Origin of the sequence: Streptomyces sp. SudanB5_2050 (assembly GCF_964272335.1) — a bacterium.
In the GTDB taxonomy this organism is placed as follows: domain Bacteria; phylum Actinomycetota; class Actinomycetes; order Streptomycetales; family Streptomycetaceae; genus Streptomyces; species Streptomyces rochei.
On sequence record NZ_OZ186760.1, the window covers coordinates 248,392 to 266,857 of the forward strand.

The 18,466-nt window shown below is 71.4% G+C and carries 1 protein-coding gene (cut by a window edge); it reads right to left on the reverse strand.

What is annotated here, in order from left to right; translation table 11 throughout:
• On the reverse strand, positions 1-18,406 hold the 5' portion of the coding sequence (locus ACFZP7_RS01075; protein WP_385633550.1) for an SDR family NAD(P)-dependent oxidoreductase. 13,874 nt of this gene lie to the left of the window's left edge; only the first 18,406 of its 32,280 coding nucleotides appear in the window; it begins with the start codon at positions 18,404-18,406; its stop codon lies off the left edge, out of view.
• Positions 18,407-18,466 lie beyond the last annotated feature (60 nt).

The following is an 18,466-nucleotide window of genomic DNA, read 5'->3' on the forward strand; positions in this document are numbered from 1 at the left end:
CCGCGGCGTCGACACCGGCCGACCTCGGGTCCGCCGCCGTGACGGCGGTCGTCTCGGGCCAGTAGCGCCGGCGTTGGAAGGCGTAGGTCGGCAGGTCGACGGCGCGGGCGCCGGTGCCGTCGAGGACGGCGGCCCAGTCGACGGTCACACCGGTGACGTGGAGCCGGCCGAGAGCGGCCAGCGATGTGCCCTCCTCGTCACGGTCCTTGCGCAGCAGCGGGACCAGGACCGCGTCCTCGCCCGCACGCTCTCGCGCCATTCCGCAGAGCACACCGTCCGGACCCAGCTCCACGAACCGCGAGACACCCTGCTCCACCAGAGCCCGCACGCCGTCGTCGAAACGCACCGCCTCACGCACATGACGCACCCAGTAACCCGGGTCTGCCAGCTCACCGGCCTCCGCCACCCGGCCCGTCACATTCGACACCACCGGCACCCGCGGCTCACCGAACGACAGCCCCGCAACCACCCCACGGAACTCATCGAGCATCGGCTCCATCAGCGGCGAGTGGAAGGCATGCGAAACCCGCAGCCGGCTCACCCTGCGTCCCTGCTCCCGGAACACCTCGGCCACCGCCGCGACGGCCTCCTCGACGCCGGAAACGACCACCGACGACGGACCGTTGACCGCCGCAATCGACGCACCCGCGACGGCCTCCAGGTGCTCAAGTACCTCCGCCTCGGTGGCCTCCACCGCCACCATGGAGCCACCGGCGGGAAGCGCCTGCATCAGCCGGCCACGCGCGGCGACCAGCGCACAGGCGTCTGCGAGGGAGAACACCCCCGCCACATGCGCCGCAGCCACCTCACCAATGGAATGCCCGGCCACGAACTCCGGCCGCACACCCCACGACGTCAGGAGCCGGAACAGAGCCACCTCGACGGCGAACAGACCCGCCTGCGCATACGCGGTGCCGTCGAGGACGGACCCGTCCTCACCCCACATCACCTCGCGCAGCGGACGCTCCACATGCTCATCGAGTCCCGCCCACACGGCGTCGAACGCCTCCGCGAACACCGGGAACCGCGCATACAGCTCACGCCCCATCCCCAGCCGCTGCGACCCCTGCCCCGAGAACAGGAACGCGGTCCGCCCCGCGCCGGTGACCACGCCCTCGACGACCCCGGCGTTCGGCAGGCCCTCCTCCAGCGCCGCGAGCGCCCCGTCATGGTCACCGGCCACCACCACCGCACGGTGATCGAACCGGGAACGCTGCGTGGCCAGCGAGAACGCCACGTCCAGCGCATCCGCCGACCCAGCCGCCAGGAACTCCCGCAACCGTCCCGCCTGCGCCCGCAACGCCTCCGGCGACCGCCCGGACACCACCAGCGGCACCACACCCGGGCTCAGGGAAACGACACCCTCACCCTCCGTCTCCACCTCGGGCTGTTCCAGGATGAGGTGCGCATTCGTACCGCTGATCCCGAACGAGGACACACCCGCCCGGCGCACACGCTCCGCTCCCGGCCACTCCCGCACCTCGGTCAGCAGCTCCACCGCACCCGCGGACCAGTCCACATGCGACGACGGAGCATCCACATGCAACGTCCGCGGCAGCACCCCGTGCCGCATCGCCATCACCATCTTGATCACACCCGCCACACCCGCGGCAGCCTGCGTATGACCCAGATTCGACTTCACCGACCCCAGCCACAACGGCCGGTCTCCCTCACGCCCCTGCCCATAGGTGGCCAGCAGCGCCTGCGCCTCGATCGGGTCACCCAGCGTCGTCCCCGTCCCATGCGCCTCCACCACATCCACGTCCGCCACCGACAGACCACCACTGGCCAACGCCTGCCGAATCACCCGCTGCTGCGAAGGACCGTTCGGCGCCGTCAAACCATTGGACGCACCATCCTGGTTCACGGCCGAACCACGCACCACCGCCAACACCCGATGCCCATGACGCCGAGCATCCGACAGACGCTCCAGCACCACCATCCCCACACCCTCGGACCAACCGGCACCGTCCGCGGAGTCGGAGAATGCCTTGCAGCGGCTGTCGGGTGACAGGGCGCCCTGGCGGGAGAACTCGACGAAGGCGGTGGGAGTGGCCATCACCGTCACGCCACCGGCGACGGCGAGCGAGCACTCGCCCGAGCGCAGTGCCTGCGCCGCCCAGTGCATGGCGACCAGAGACGACGAACACGCCGTGTCCACCGTCACCGCCGGACCCTCGAACCCGAACGTGTAGGACACACGACCGGAGGCGATGCTGCCGGCGCTGCCGTTCCCCCGGTAGCCCTCGTACTGCTCGCCGGTCAGGATGCTGCCGTAGTCGTTGTACATGACGCCGGCGAAGACGCCGGTCTGGCTGCCGCGCAGCGACACCGGGTCGATCCCGGCACGCTCGATGGCCTCCCACGTCGTCTCCAGGAGCAACCGCTGCTGCGCGTCCGTGGCCACCGCCTCCCGCGGACTCATCCCGAAGAACTCCGGATCGAACTCGGCCGCGTCATGCAGGAATCCACCCGAGCGCGTGTACGACGTACCCGACGCCCCGCGATCCGGGTTGTAGAGCGACTCCACATCCCAGCCACGGTCCGACGGAAACTCCGAGACCGCGTCCACACCCTCCGACACGACCCGCCACAGGTCCTCGGGCGAGGCAACCCCACCCGGATAACGGCACGCCATCCCGACGATCACCACCGGATCGTCCGCCACCGACGGCAACGCCGCCACCGGCACCACCGCCGCCGCATCCGTACCCAGAACACCGTCCAGCAGATGACCGGCGAGAAGCGTGGCCGTCGGATAGTCGAACACCACCGTGGCCGCCAGCCGCAGCCCCGTCACCTTGCCCAGCCGATTGCGCAGCTCCACCGCCGTCAGCGAATCAAAGCCCAGATCCTGGAAAGCCCGGTCAGGGTGGACACTCTGCACCCCGGAATGACCCAGAACGATGGCGACCTGACCACGCACCAGGTCCAGCATCATCTCGCGGCGCTCCGCCTCGCTCAGCGCGTTGAGCCGTGCTGCCAGATCCGAGGCCGTGGCGGAACCCGCCGCCGCGACGCTACGGCGAGCAGGGGTCCTGATCAGGCCCCGCAGCAGCGGCGGAACCTCGCCCCTGGCCCGGAGCGCCGGGAAGTCGAGGCGTACGGGGAGGACGACCGGCTCGCCCGAGGCCAGGGCCGCGTCGAACAACGCGGTGCCCTGCTCCGCCGTGACCGCCGGCAGACCCGAGCGCGCGATACGCCGCCGGTCCGTCTCCGACAGCCCCTCCGTCATCCCCGCTTCCTGCGACCACGGACCCCACACCAGGGAGGTGGCGGGCAGACCCAACGAGCGACGGTGGCGGGCCAGGGCGTCGAGGAAGGTGTTGCCCGCCGCGTAGGCGGCCTGGCCCGCGCTGCCGAACGTCCCCGCCACCGAGGAGAAGAGGACGAAGGCGTCGAGGTCCAGGTCCTTGGTCGCTTCGTGGAGGTTCCACGCCGCGTCCACCTTGGGACGCAGCACACCCGCCAGACGCTCCGGCGTCAGCGACTCCACAGTCCCGTCATCCAGCACACCGGCCGAGTGCACCACCGCACCCACCCCGTGCCGCGCGACCAGGGCAGCGACCGCAGCCGCATCCGCCACATCACAAGCCTCGACCGACACACGCGCACCGGCCCGCGACAACTCCGCGACCAGCCCCTCAACCCCCTCCGCCGCCGGACCACGACGACTCACCAGCAGCAGCTCACGAACCCCGCGCTCCACCACCAGATGCCGAGCCACCACCCGACCCAGACCACCCGTACCACCCGTCACCAGAACCGGACCACGGCCCCACTCCAGACCCGCACCCCCGCCCCCATCCGCGACCGCGTCCAGAACCACGCGCGCCAACCGCGGCACCCGCACCCCACCACCGACGACAGCCGCCTCCGGCTCCCCCGACGCCAGCGCAGCCACCACCGACTCAGCGTCCGCGCCACCCCCCACATCGAGCAGACCAAAACGCCCAGGATGCTCGGACACCGCCGACCGCACCAACCCCCGCACAGCGGCGGCGTGCAGGTCAGTGGCGCCCTCGGTGTCACGGGTGACGAACACCAGGCGCGATGCGGCGAACCGCTCCTCCGCCAGCCAGGCACGGATCAACTCCAGCGCCCGCACCGCAGCGTCGTGCACGGAACCGACCACATCAGCACCACCGGCACCAGCATCGGCCCCGACCAGCACCGTCCCCGGCACCTCACCCGCACCCGCAAGATCCGCCAGATCCGCGAACGTCACGAATCCGTCACCCGGCAGGCCCGCGAGCCCCGCGTCACCGTCCAACAGGCCCACCGGACCCAGCCCGGTGGTATCGCTCATGGGCCGAGCCGACACCCACTGCACCTGGAAGAGTGAGTCACGGCCGGTGGCGTCGAGCTGCCCGGCTGCCAGCGGGCGCACGGTCAGGGACTCCACCGAGGCGACGGGGGCGCCGGCGGTGTCGGCCAGTTCCAGGGCCATGGTGCCGTCGGCGTCCCGGCTGAGCCGAACACGCAGTGCGGAAGCACCAGAGGCATACAGGCGCACTCCGCCCCAGGAGAACGGAACCCCGCCGCGGCCGTCGTCACCGACGACGAAGGCGTGCAATGCGGCGTCGAAGAGCGCCGGATGCAGGCCGAAGGCGTCACCCTCGGTCCCGTCCGCCAAAGCGACCTCGGCGAACAGCTCGTCGCCACTCCGCCAGGCGGCACGCAGCCCCTGGAAGGACGGCCCGTAGTGGAATCCGGCTTCGGCAAGCCGCTCGTAGCAGTCACTCACGTCGACCGGCGCGGCGTCCTGCGGGGGCCAGACCGAGGTGTCGAAGCCGGTGGGCGTGGCGCTTCCGGGCGCCAGGACTCCGGTGGCATGGACGGTCCAGGGGGCACCGGTGGCGTTCTCGGCGCGCGCGTGCACGCCGAAGGAGCACCGACCGTCCTCATCGGGCGCGCCTACCCTGACCTGTATGTGGATGCCGCCGCGGTCGGGCAGCACCAGTGGGGTGGACAGGGTCAGTTCCTCGACCACGTCGCAGCCGACCTCGTCGGCGGCCCGAACGGCCAGCTCCAACAGGGCCGTACCCGGCACCAGTACGGCACCTTGAACGACGTGGTCGGCCAGCCACGGGTGTGACTGCGTCGACAGCCGACCGGTGAGGACGACGCCGTCCGCACCCTCGGTTCCAGCGAGTTCGACGGCGGCACCCAGCAGCGGGTGCCCGGCGACACCGAGACCGGCGGAACGCATGTCCCCGGCCCGCGTCGGCACGTCGGCCGGCCAGTAGCGCCGGCGCTGGAAGGCGTACGTCGGCAGGTCGACGGCACGGGCGCCGGTGCCGTCGAGGACGGCGGCCCAGTCGACGCTCACACCGGTGACGTGCAGCCGGCCGAGAGCGGCCAGCGATGTGCCCTCCTCGTCACGGTCCTTGCGCAGCACCGGGACCAGGACCGCGTCCTCACCCGCACGCTCTCGCGCCATACCGCAGAGCACACCGTCCGGACCCAGCTCCACGAACCGCGACACGCCCTGCTCGACCAGGGCCCGCACACCGTCGTCGAAACGCACCCCCTCACGCACATGACGCACCCAGTACTCGGGGTCCTGCACCTGTCCCGGTTCCGCCAGTGCACCGCTCACGTTGGAAATGACGGGGATCCGCTGGCGCTCGTACGACAGGGCCTCCACGACCTGGCGGAACTCATCGAGCATCGGCTCCATCAGTGGCGAGTGGAAGGCATGCGAAACCCGCAGACGGGACGTACGCCGTCCCTGCTCCCGGAACGCGTCGGCCACCGCCTCCACCGCGTCCTCCACACCGGAGACCACCACGGAAGCCGGCCCGTTGACAGCCGCGATCGACGCACCCGCGACGGCCTCCAGGTGCTCAAGCACCTCCGCCTCGGTGGCCTCCACCGCCACCATGGAGCCACCCGCGGGAAGCGCCTGCATCAACCGGCCACGCGCCGCCACCAACGCACAGGCATCCTCCAGCGAGAACACCCCCGCCACATGCGCCGCCGCCACCTCACCGATCGAATGCCCGGCCACGAACTCCGGCCGCACACCCCACGACTCCACCAAACGGAACAACGCCACCTCAACGGCGAACAGACCCGCCTGAGCAAACTCCGTCCCGTTCAGCGACTCGGCGTCCTCGCCCCACACCACCTCACGCAACGGACGCCCCAACAGCCCGTCCAACACCGCACACACGGCATCGAACGCCTCCGCGAACACCGGGAACCGCGCATACAACTCACGCCCCATCCCCAGCCGCTGCGAACCCTGCCCCGAGAACAGGAACGCGGTACGTCCCGTGCCGGTGGCCACGCCCTCGACGACCCCGGCGTTCGGCAGGCCCTCCTCCAGCGCCGCGAGCGCCCCGTCATGGTCTCCGGCCACCACCACCGCACGGTGATCGAACCGGGAACGCTGCGTGGCCAGCGAGAACGCCACGTCCAGCGCATCCGCCGACCCGGCCGCCAGGAACTCCCGCAACCGTCCCGCCTGCGCCCGCAACGCCTCCGGCGACCGCCCGGACACCACCAGCGGCACCACACCCGGGCTCAGGGAAGCGGCCCCCTCGCCCTCCGTCTCTACCTCGGGCTGTTCCAGGATGAGGTGCGCGTTGGTGCCACTGATACCGAACGAGGAGACACCCGCCCGGCGCACACGCTCCGCTCCCGGCCACTCCCGCACCTCGGTCAGCAGCTCCACCGCTCCCGCAGACCAGTCCACATGCGACGACGGAGCATCCACATGCAACGTCCGCGGCAGCACCCCGTGCCGCATCGCCATCACCATCTTGATCACACCCGCCACACCCGCGGCAGCCTGCGTATGACCCAGATTCGACTTCACCGACCCCAGCCACAACGGCTGCTCCGGAGCACGGTCCTGCCCATAGGTAGCCAGCAGCGCCTGCGCCTCGATCGGGTCACCCAGCGTGGTCCCCGTCCCATGCGCCTCCACCACATCCACGTCCGCCACCGACAGACCACCACTGGCCAACGCCTGCCGAATCACCCGCTGCTGCGAAGGACCGTTCGGCGCCGTCAAACCATTGGACGCACCATCCTGATTGACCGCCGAACCACGCACCACCGCCAACACCCGATGCCCATGACGCCGAGCATCCGACAGACGCTCCAGCACCACCATCCCCACACCCTCGGACCAGCCCACACCATCAGCCGCATCCGCGAACGAACGACACCGACCGTCCGCCGACAACCCACCCTGACGCGAAAACTCCACGAACGTCGTCGGCGTCGACATCACCGTCACACCACCGGCCACCGCCAGCGAACACTCACCCGAACGCAACGCCTGCGCCGCCCAGTGCATGGCGACCAGAGACGACGAACACGCCGTGTCCACCGTCACCGCCGGACCCTCGAACCCGAACGTGTAAGACACACGACCGGAGGCGATGCTGCCGGCGCTGCCGCTGCCCTGGTAGCCCTCGAACTCGGGACCGGCCAGCAGATTGGCATAGTCGTGATACATGACGCCGGCGAAGACGCCGGTCTGGCTGCCGCGCAGCGACACCGGGTCGATCCCGGCACGCTCGATGGCCTCCCACGTCGTCTCCAGCAGCAACCGCTGCTGCGCGTCCGTGGCCACCGCCTCCCGCGGACTCATCCCGAAGAACTCCGGATCGAACTCAGCCGCGTCATGCAGGAATCCACCCGAGCGCGTGTACGACGTACCCGACGCCCCGCGATCCGGGTTGTAGAGCGACTCCACATCCCAGCCACGGTCCGACGGAAACTCCGAGACCGCGTCCACACCCTCCGACACAACCCGCCACAGGTCCTCGGGCGAGGCAACCCCACCCGGATAACGGCACGCCATCCCGACGATCACCACCGGATCGTCCGCCACCGACGGCAACGCCGCCACCGGCACCACCGCCGCCGCCTCCGCACCGAAGACACCGTCCAGCAGATGACCGGCGAGAAGCGTGGCCGTCGGATAGTCGAACACCACCGTCGCCGCCAGCCGCAGCCCCGTCACCTTGCCCAGCCGATTGCGCAGCTCCACCGCCGTCAGCGAATCAAAGCCCAGATCCTGGAAAGCCCGGTCAGGATGGACACTCTGCACACCTGAATGACCCAGAACGATCGCGACCTGACCACGCACCAGGTCCAGCATCATCTCGCGACGCTCCGCCTCTTCCAGAGCCTCCAGTCGCTGTACCAGCCCCGCCGTCGCCGCCGAACCACCGGCCGCCGAACGACGCCTGCGCGCACGGACGAGACCGCGCAGCAGATTCGGAACGTCCTCCCGGCCCCGCAGTGCGGCCAGATCGAGGCGTACAGGGAGGACGACCGGCTCGCCCGAGACCAGGGCCGCGTCGAACAACGCGGTGCCCTGCTCCGCCGTGACCGCCGGCAGACCCGAGCGCGCGATACGCCGCCGGTCCGTCTCCGACAGCCCCTCCGTCATCCCCGCTTCCTGCGACCACGGACCCCACACCAGGGATACCGCAGTCCTCCCGGAGGAGCGGCGGTGTTCCACGAGCGCGTCCAGGAACGCGTTGCCCGCCGCATAGGCGGCCTGGCCCGCGCTGCCGAACGTCCCCGCCACCGAGGAGAAGAGGACGAAGGCGTCGAGGTCCAGGTCCTTGGTCGCTTCGTGCAGGTTCCACGCCGCGTCCACCTTGGGACGCAGCACACCCGCCAGACGCTCCGGCGTCAGCGACTCCACAGTCCCGTCATCCAGCACACCGGCCGCGTGCACCACCGCCCGGACCGGGCGGTCGGCCGGCACCCCGGCGAGCAAGGCGTCGACGGCCGTACGGTCGGCGAGGTCGCAGGCCGCGACCGAGACGCGGGCACCCAGACCGGTCAGTTCAGCCGTCACGGCGTCGATGCCCCCGGTGGCCGGCCCGCGCCGGCTCACGAGGAGCAGATCCCGTACGCCGTGCTGCACGACCAGGTGCCGCGCGAGGATCCGGCCCAGGCCGCCCGTACCGCCGGTCAGCAGCACCGTGCCGCCGTCCGTGTCCGACAACGGGACGTCGGTCGCCGCGCTGCTGGTGTCATCGGCGGAGACCACCCGCGTCAGCCGCGGCACCCGCACCTCGCCGTCCCGTACGGCGGTCTCCGTCTCCTCAACCGAGAGGGCGGCGGTCAGCGCTCCGATGTCCGTGCCGTGCTCCACGTCCAGGAGGCCGAAGCGGCCCGGGTGCTCCAGCGACGCGGAGCGCACCAAGCCCCGCACAGCGGCGGCGTACAGGTCAGTGGCGCTCTCGGTGTCACGAGTGACGAACACCAGGCGCGATGCGGCGAACCGCTCCTCCGCCAGCCAGGCACGGATCAACTCCAGCGCCCGGACCGCAGCGTCGTGCACGGAACCGACCACATCAGCACCACCGGCACCAGCATCGGCCCCGACCAGCACCGTCCCCGGCACCTCACCCGCACCCGCAAGATCCGCCAGATCCGCGAACGTCACGAATCCGTCACCCGGCAGGCCCGCGAGCGCCGTCGTCCCGATCGTGCCCAGCACGCCCACCTGGCCCGGAAGGGCATCGCCGTCGGCATCCCGGGCCGAAACCCATTCCACTCGGTACAGCGCCCGGGAGGCATCGTCGGGGCGTACGCCCGCGGTGGCCGCGCGCACCGTCAGGGACTCGACGGAGGCGACCGGCGCCCCGGAGGGGTCGGCCATGTGCACGGCCAGGGTGTCGTCCCCGGTCCGGGACAGCCGGACCCGCAGCGCCGACGCGCCGGACGCGTGCAGGGACACGCCCTCCCAGATGAACGGCACCCCGCCCGGAGCGTCGCCTTCTCCGAAGGCGAACGAGGCGTGCAGGGCCGCGTCGGAGAGCGCCGGGTGCAGGCCGTAGGCCGTACCGTCCGTCGCCTCGCTCAGGGCGACCTCGGCGAACACCTCGTCGCCGCGCCGCCACGCGGCGCGCAGACCCTGGAAGACGGGGCCGTAACGAAGACCGGCGTCGGCGAGCCTCTCGTAGCAGTCGCTCACGTCGACCGGCTCGGCATCGCGAGGCGGCCACACCGAGGCGTCGAACTCCGGAGCCACCGTGTCCGGAGCCAGGACGCCTTCGGCGTTGAGTGTCCACGGCTGCCGCTCGTCACCGGCGTCGTCCCGGGAGTGCATCGTGATCGTGCGGCGTCCCGAGTCGTCCGGCTCACCGACACTCACCTGGATGCGCACGGCGCCGCGCTCGGGCAGTACGAGCGGTGCCGGCAGGGTCAGTTCCTCGACCGCGTCGCAGCCGACCTCGTCGGCGGCCCGGACGGCCAGCTCCAGCAGGGCCGTGCCCGGCACCAGTACCGCGCCCTGGACGGCGTGGTCGGCCAGCCAGGGGTGCGACTGAGCCGACAGTCGGCCGGTGAACACCACCCCGTCTCCCGTCGCGAGTTCCACAGCCGCGCCCAGCAGGGGGTGCCCGGCCGCGCCGAGGCCGGCCAGCCTGATGTCCCCGGAGCCGGCGACGGTGCCCGTCGGCCAGAAGTACTCGTGCTGGAAGGCGTACGTCGGCAGGTCGACGGCACGGGCGCCGGTCCCGTCGAGGACGGTTCCCCAGTCGGCGGCGACGCCGGACACGTGCAGCTCGGCCAGAGCGGCCAGCGCGGTGGTGACTTCCTCTCGGTCCTTGCGCAGCAGCGGGACCAGGACCGCGTCCTCACCCGCACGCTCTCGCGCCATACCGCAGAGCACACCGTCCGGACCCAGCTCCACGAACCGCGACACACCCTGCTCGACCAAGGCCCGCACACCGTCGTCGAAACGCACCGCCTCACGCACATGACGCACCCAGTAACCCGGGTCTGCCAGCTCACCGGCCTCCGCCACCCGGCCCGTCACATTCGACACCACCGGCACCCGCGGCTCACCGAACGACAGCCCCGCAACCACCCCACGGAACTCATCGAGCATCGGCTCCATCAACGGCGAGTGGAAGGCATGCGAAACCCGCAGACGGCTCACCCGCCGACCCTGCTCCCGGAACACCTCGGCCACCGCCGCGACGGCCTCCTCGACGCCGGAAACGACCACCGACGACGGACCGTTGACAGCCGCGACCGACACACCCGCGACGGCGTCCAGGTGCTCAAGCACCTCCGCCTCGGTGGCCTCCACCGCCACCATGGAGCCACCCGCAGGAAGCGCCTGCATCAGCCGGCCACGCGCGGCGACCAGCGCACAGGCATCTGCGAGGGAGAACACCCCCGCCACATGCGCCGCCGCCACCTCACCGATCGAATGCCCGGCCACGAACTCCGGCCGCACACCCCACGACTCCACCAAACGGAACAACGCCACCTCAACGGCGAACAAACCCGCCTGCGCAAACTCCGTCCCGTTCAGCGACTCAGCGTCCTCGCCCCACACCACCTCACGCAACGGACGCCCCAACAGCCCGTCCAACACCGCACACACGGCATCGAACGCCTCCGCGAACACCGGGAAACGCGCATACAACTCACGCCCCATCCCCAGCCGCTGCGACCCCTGCCCCGAGAACAGGAAGGCCGTACGGCCGGCCTCGCACTCACCCACGACCGCGGCCGGGTCGGGCTCGCCCACGCACACAGCGGCCAGACCGCGTACGGCGGTCTCCCACTCGTCTGCCAGGACCACGGCGCGGTGATCGAAGTGCGAGCGCCGCGTGGCGAGGGAGTGCCCCAGGTCCACCGCGCGCAGGGCGGGGTCGGCCTCGATACGGGCAAGGAGCCGTGCGGCCTGCGCCCGCAATGCCTCCGGCGACCGCCCGGACAGCGCCAACGGCACCACACCCGGGGCCAGGGATGCGACACCCTCACCGGCGGGCTCCAGCTCAGCGACCGGTTCGGGCTGTTCCAGGATGAGGTGCGCGTTAGTGCCACTGATCCCGAACGAGGACACACCCGCCCGGCGCACACGCTCACCGCCCGACCACTCCCGCACCTCGGTCAGCAGCTCCACCGCACCCGCGGACCAGTCCACATGCGACGACGGAGCATCCACATGCAACGTCCGCGGCAGCACCCCGTGCCGCATCGCCATCACCATCTTGATCACACCCGCCACACCCGCGGCAGCCTGCGTATGACCCAGATTCGACTTCACCGACCCCAGCCACAATGGCCGGTCTCCCTCACGCCCCTGTCCGTAGGTGGCCAGCAGCGCCTGCGCCTCGATCGGGTCACCCAGCGTCGTCCCCGTACCGTGCGCCTCCACCACATCCACGTCCGCCACCGACAGACCACCACTGGCCAACGCCTGCCGGATCACCCGCTGCTGCGAAGGACCGTTCGGCGCCGTCAGACCATTGGACGCACCATCCTGATTGACGGCCGAACCACGCACCACCGCCAACACCCGATGACCATGACGCCGAGCATCCGACAGACGCTCCAGCACCACCATCCCCACACCCTCGGACCAGCCCACACCATCAGCCGCATCCGCGAACGAACGACACCGGCCATCCGCCGACAACCCACCCTGACGCGAAAACTCCACGAACGTCGTCGGCGTCGACATCACCGTCACACCACCGGCCACCGCCAGCGAACACTCACCCGAACGCAACGCCTGCGCCGCCCAGTGCATCGCGACCAGAGACGACGAACACGCCGTGTCCACCGTCACCGCCGGACCCTCGAACCCGAACGTGTAAGACACACGACCCGAGGCGATGCTGGGCGCACTGCCGTTGCTGCGGAACCCTTCGTACTGTTCGTCGGCGAGCATGTTGCCGTAGTCGTTGTACATGACGCCGGCGAAGACGCCGGTCTGGCTGCCGCGCAGCGACACCGGGTCGATCCCGGCACGCTCGATGGCCTCCCACGTCGTCTCCAGCAGCAACCGCTGCTGCGCGTCCGTGGCCACCGCCTCCCGCGGACTCATCCCGAAGAACTCGGCATCGAAGGCACCGGCGTCGTGCAGGAAGCCACCGGCCTTGGAGTACGTGGTACCCGACGCCTCACGGTCCGGGTTGTAGAGCGTGTCGATGTCCCAGCCGCGGTTCACGGGGAATTCCGTGACGGCGTCCACACCCTCCGACACGACCCGCCACAGGTCCTCGGGCGAGGCGACCCCACCCGGATAACGGCACGCCATCCCGACGATCACCACCGGATCGTCCGCCACCGACGGCAACGCCGCCACCGGCACCACCGCCGGCTCCGCCGCACCGAACAGTTCGTCCAGCAGGTAACCCACCAGCGCATGGGCCGTCGGGTAGTCGAAGACCACCGTCGCCGGCAGCCGCAGGCCCGTCGCCTTGCCCAGCCGGTTGCGCAGTTCCACCGCCGTCAGCGAATCGAAGCCCAGATCCTGGAAGGCCCGCGCCGGGTCGACCGTCTGCGCTCCCGCGTGGCCGAGCACCACCGCGATCTGGCCGCGCACCAGGTCCAGCAGCACCTCACGCCGCTCCTCGGCTCCCAGTCCCTCCAGGCGCTGCACCAGCCCCGCCGTCGCCGCCGAACCACCGGCCGCCGAACGACGCCTGCGCGCGCGGACGAGACCGCGCAGCATCGGGTGCGGGTCGCCCTGCTCGCGCAGGGCCGCCAGATCGAAGCGCACGGGAAGGACGTTCGGCTCACCGGAGGCCAGGGCCGCGTCGAACAACGCGGCGCCTTGTTCGGGGGTCAGCTCGGGCATTCCAGCCCGGGCTATGCGCCGTACGTCCGTGTCGGAGAGGGTGCCGATCATGCCTGCGTCCTGGGTCCACGGCCCCCATGCCAGGGAGGTGGCGGGCAGGCCGAGGGAGCGACGGTGGCGGGCCAGGGCGTCGAGGAAGGTGTTGCCCGCGGCGTAGTTGGCCTGGCCGGGGCCGCCGAGGATGCCGGACATCGAGGAGAAGAGGACGAAGGCGTCGAGATCGAGGTCCTTGGTCGCTTCGTGCAGGTTCCACGCCGCGTCCACCTTGGGACGCAGCACACCCGCCAGACGCTCCGGCGTCAACGACTCCACAGTCCCGTCATCCAGCACACCGGCCGAGTGCACCACCGCACCCACCCCGTGCCGCGCGACCAAGTCAGCGACCGCAGCCCCATCCGCTACATCACAAGCCTCGACCGACACACGCGCGCCGGCCCGCGACAACTCCGCGACCAGCCCCTCAACCCCCTCCGCCGCCGGACCACGACGACTCACCAGCAGCAGCTCACGAACCCCGCGCTCCACCACCAGATGCCGAGCCACCACCCGACCCAGACCACCCGTACCACCCGTCACCAGAACCGGACCACGGCCCCACTCCGGACCCGCACTCCCGTCCCCATCCGCGACCGCGTCCGGAACCACGCGCGCCAACCGCGGCACCCGCACCTCACCACCGACGACAACCGCCTCCGGCTCCCCCGACGCCAGCGCAGCCACCACCGACTCAGCGTCCGCGCCACCGCCCACATCGAGCAGACCAAAACGCCCAGGATGCTCGGACACCGCCGACCGCACCAACCCCCACACCGACGCCCCGGCCAGGTCCGAGCCGTCCACGGCGCCCGACGTCACGAACACCAGCCGCGATGCGGCGAACCGCTCCTCCGCCAGCCAGGCACGCGCCAGCTCCAGCGCCCGCACCGCGGCAGCATGGACGGAATCGGCCACACCGCCGTCACCGGCAGGGGCGCCAGCGTCGACCAGTACCGTCTCCGGCACCTCACCGCAACCGGCCAGTTCCTCGAGGCTGTCGAAGGCTCGGAACCTCTCACCGGGCAGATGGGCGACCTCGCCCAGCACGCCGACCGGGCCCGCTGCGGAACCGTCCTCCATGGCCGGGGCGGTGACCCACTCCACGCCGAAGAGTGCGTCCCGGTTCGAGGTGTCGGCAGCGGCCGTCCCGCCGGTTACCGCGCGCAGCACCAGATTCTCCACGCTGGCGACGGGGGCACCGGCGGGATCGACCACGGCGACCGCCGCGGATTCGTCGGCGGTACGGGTCATGCGGACCCTTACTGCCTGGGCACCGGAGGCGTGCAGGCACACTCCTTCCCAGGAGAACGGAACCACGCCCCTGGCGAGACCGCCCAGGGCGGAGATGTGCAGGGAAGCGTCGAGCAGCGCCGGGTGCAGTCCGTAACCGGCGGCCTCGCGCTCGGCGCCTTCGGGCAGGGCGACCTCGGCGAAGACTTCGTCGCCGCGTCGCCAGGCGGCGCGGAGGCCCTGGAAGAGCGGGCCGTAGCGGTAACCGCCCTCGGCCATGCGCTCGTAGAGGTTGGTGAGGTCGAGGGGTTCGGCGTCGGTCGGCGGCCAGACCGTCGTGTCGAAGTCGGCGGTGCGCTCGCCGGGGGCGAGAACACCGGTGGCGTGCTCGGTCCAGGGCATGCCCTCGGCGTCCTCGGGGCGGGACCGGGCGGTGAGCGTACGACGGCCCGCGGTGTCGGCCGGGCCGACGTGAAGGTGGAGCTGCACTCCGCCCTGCGGGGGCACGACGAGGGGGGCGGCGAGGGTGAGTTCTTCGACGCGGTCGCAGCCGACCTCGTCGCCGGCCCTGACCGCCAGTTCGACGAAGGCCGTGCCGGGCAGCAGTGCGTTGCCCATGACGACGTGCTCCGCGAGCCAGGGGTGGGTGCGCAGCGACAGTCGCGTGGTGAGCAACAGGCCGCCGGAATCCGAGAGTTCGATGGCGGCGCTGAGCAGGGGGTGTCCGGCGGGTCGCAGGCCCGCCGACTCGACGTCCTCGGCGACAGAAGGAGTGGGTACGGGCCAGTAGCGCTGGTGCTGGAAGGCGTACGTCGGCAGGTCGACGGCACGGGCACCCGTCCCGGCGAGGACGGCGGCCCAGTCGACGGTCACACCGGTGACGTGCAGCCGGCCGAGTGCGGCCAGCGCGGTGCCCTCCTCGTCACGGTCCTTGCGCAGCAGCGGGACCAGGACCGCGTCCTCACCCGCACGCTCCCGCGCCATTCCGCAGAGCACACCGTCCGGCCCCAGCTCCACGAACCGCGAGACACCCTGCTCGACCAGAGCCCGCACACCGTCGTCGAAACGCACCGCCTCACGCACATGACGCACCCAGTAACCCGGGTCCGCCAGCTCACCGGCCTCCGCCACCCGGCCCGTCACATTCGACACCACCGGCACCCGCGGCTCACCGAACGACAGCCCCGCAACCACCCCACGGAACTCATCGAGCATCGGCTCCATCAACGGCGAGTGGAAGGCATGCGAAACCCGCAGCCGGGACGTACGCCGTCCCTGCTCCCGGAACGCCTCGGCCACCGCCGCGACGGCCTCCTCGACGCCGGAAACGACCACCGACGACGGACCGTTGACCGCAGCGATCGACACACCCGCGACGGCGTCCAAGTGCTCAAGCACCTCCGCCTCGGTGGCCTCCACCGCCACCATGGAGCCACCCGCGGGAAGCGCCTGCATCAACCGGCCACGCGCCGCCACCAACGCACAGGCATCCTCCAGCGAGAACACCCCCGCCACATGCGCCGCCGCCACCTCACCGATCGAATGCCCGGCCACGAACTCCGGCCGCACACCCCACGACTCCACCAAACGGAACAACGCCACCTCAACGGCGAACAGACCCGCCTGAGCAAACTCCGTCCCGTTCAGCGACTCGGCGTCCTCACCCCACATCACCTCACGCAGCGGACGCTCCACATGCTCATCGAGTCCCGCGCACACGGCGTCGAACGCCTCCGCGAACACCGGGAACCGCGCATACAACTCACGCCCCATCCCCAGCCGCTGTGAACCCTGCCCCGAGAACAGGAACGCGGTGAGGCCGCCGCGGACGCTGTCCTCCAGGACGGCGGGGTGGGGGTCGGCGGAGGTGAGGGCGGTGAGGGCCGCCTCGGTGGCCTCGGGGTCGGGGGTGGCCAGGACGACCGCGCGGTGCGGGAGGGCGGCGCGGCTGGTGGCCAGCGAGAGGGCGATGTCGGCGGGGCGCGCGTCGGGGGTCGACCGGAGGTGCGCCAGGAGGCGGGCGGCCTGGGCGCGCAGCGCTGTCTCCGAGCGGGCGGAGAGCACCCAGGGGGTGAGGGCGGGGTCCGTGACGGTCGGTGTCCCCGCGGTGCCGGTGTCGGCGGTCGTGCCCTCTGTCCCGTCGGCACCGTCGCTCTCGACGGTCTCGTGGTCGGCCTGTTCGAGAACGACGTGGGCGTTGGTTCCGCTGATGCCGAAGGCGGACACGCCGGCCCGGCGGGGGCGGCCGGCCTCGGGCCAGTCGACGGCCTCGGTGAGGAGTTCGACGGTGCCGGGCGACCAGTCGACGTGCGTGGTGGGGGTGTCCACGTGGAGAGTGGCGGGCAGCAGGCCGTGCCGCATCGCCATGACCATCTTGATGACGCCCGCCACACCGGCGGCGGCCTGGGCGTGTCCGATGTTGGACTTGATGCCGCCCAGGAGCAGCGGGCGTCCGTCGGGGCGACTGCGCCCGTACGTGGCGAGGAGGGCCTGGGCCTCGATGGGGTCGCCCAGGGTGGTGCCGGTGCCGTGGGCCTCGACGGCGTCGACCTGGTCGGCGGTCAGGCGGGCGTCGGCGAGCGCCGCTTCGATGACGCGTCGTTGGGAGGGGCCGTTGGGGGCAGTGAGGCGGCTGCTGGCGCCGTCCTGGTTGACGGCGGAGCCGCGGACCACGGCGAGCACCGGGTGGCCGTTGCGGCGGGCGTCGGAGAGGCGTTCGACGAGGAGGACGCCGACGCCCTCGCCCCAGGCGGTGCCGTCGGCGGCTTCGGCGAAGGGCTTGCAGCGGCCGTCGGCGGCGAGCCCGCGCTGGCGGGAGAACTCGGTGAACAGTTCGGTGGTCGGCATCATGGCGACGCCGCCGGTGAGGGCCAGGGAGCATTCACCGGCGCGCAGGGCGCGGACCGCCAGGTGGAGGGCCACGAGGGAGGAGGAGCAGGCCGTGTCGACGGTGACGGCCGGGCCCTCCAAGCCGAGGGTGTAGGAGATGCGGCCGGACAGGACGCTCATGGCGCCGCCGGTGAGGTTGTGGCCCTCGGTCTCCTCGGCGGAGCGGGCGAGCGAGCCGTAGTTGGTGTCGGCGCCGCCGACGAAGACGCCGGTGTCGGTGTTGCGGAGGGCGGTGGGGCTGATGCGGGCGCGCTCGACGGCCTCCCAGGCGGTCTCCAGGAGGAGGCGCTGCTGGGGGTCCATGGCGAGGGCCTCGCGGGGGGCGATCCCGAACAGGTCGGCGTCGAAGTCGGCGGCGTCCTCGAGGAAGCCGCCCTCGCGAACGTAGCTCTTGCCGGGGGTGCCCGGGTCGGGGTCGTAGAGGGAGTCCAGGTCCCAGCCGCGGTCTTCCGGCAGGGGGCCGACGGCGTCGGTGCCGTCGGCGACCAGGCGCCACAGGTCCTCCGGGGTGCGGACGCCGCCGGGGAAGCGGCAGGCCATGCCGATGACGGCGATGGGCTCGTTGTCCCGGGCCTCGACAGACTCCAGCCGTTGCCGGGTGCGGCGCAGGTCTGCGGTGACCTTCTTGAGGTAGTCGCGGAGCTTGTCTTCGGAGCTTGCCATGGGGTGGATCCTCTGGGTTCGAGAAGGACGCGGTGACCGGATCGGGGTGCGGGGGCGCGT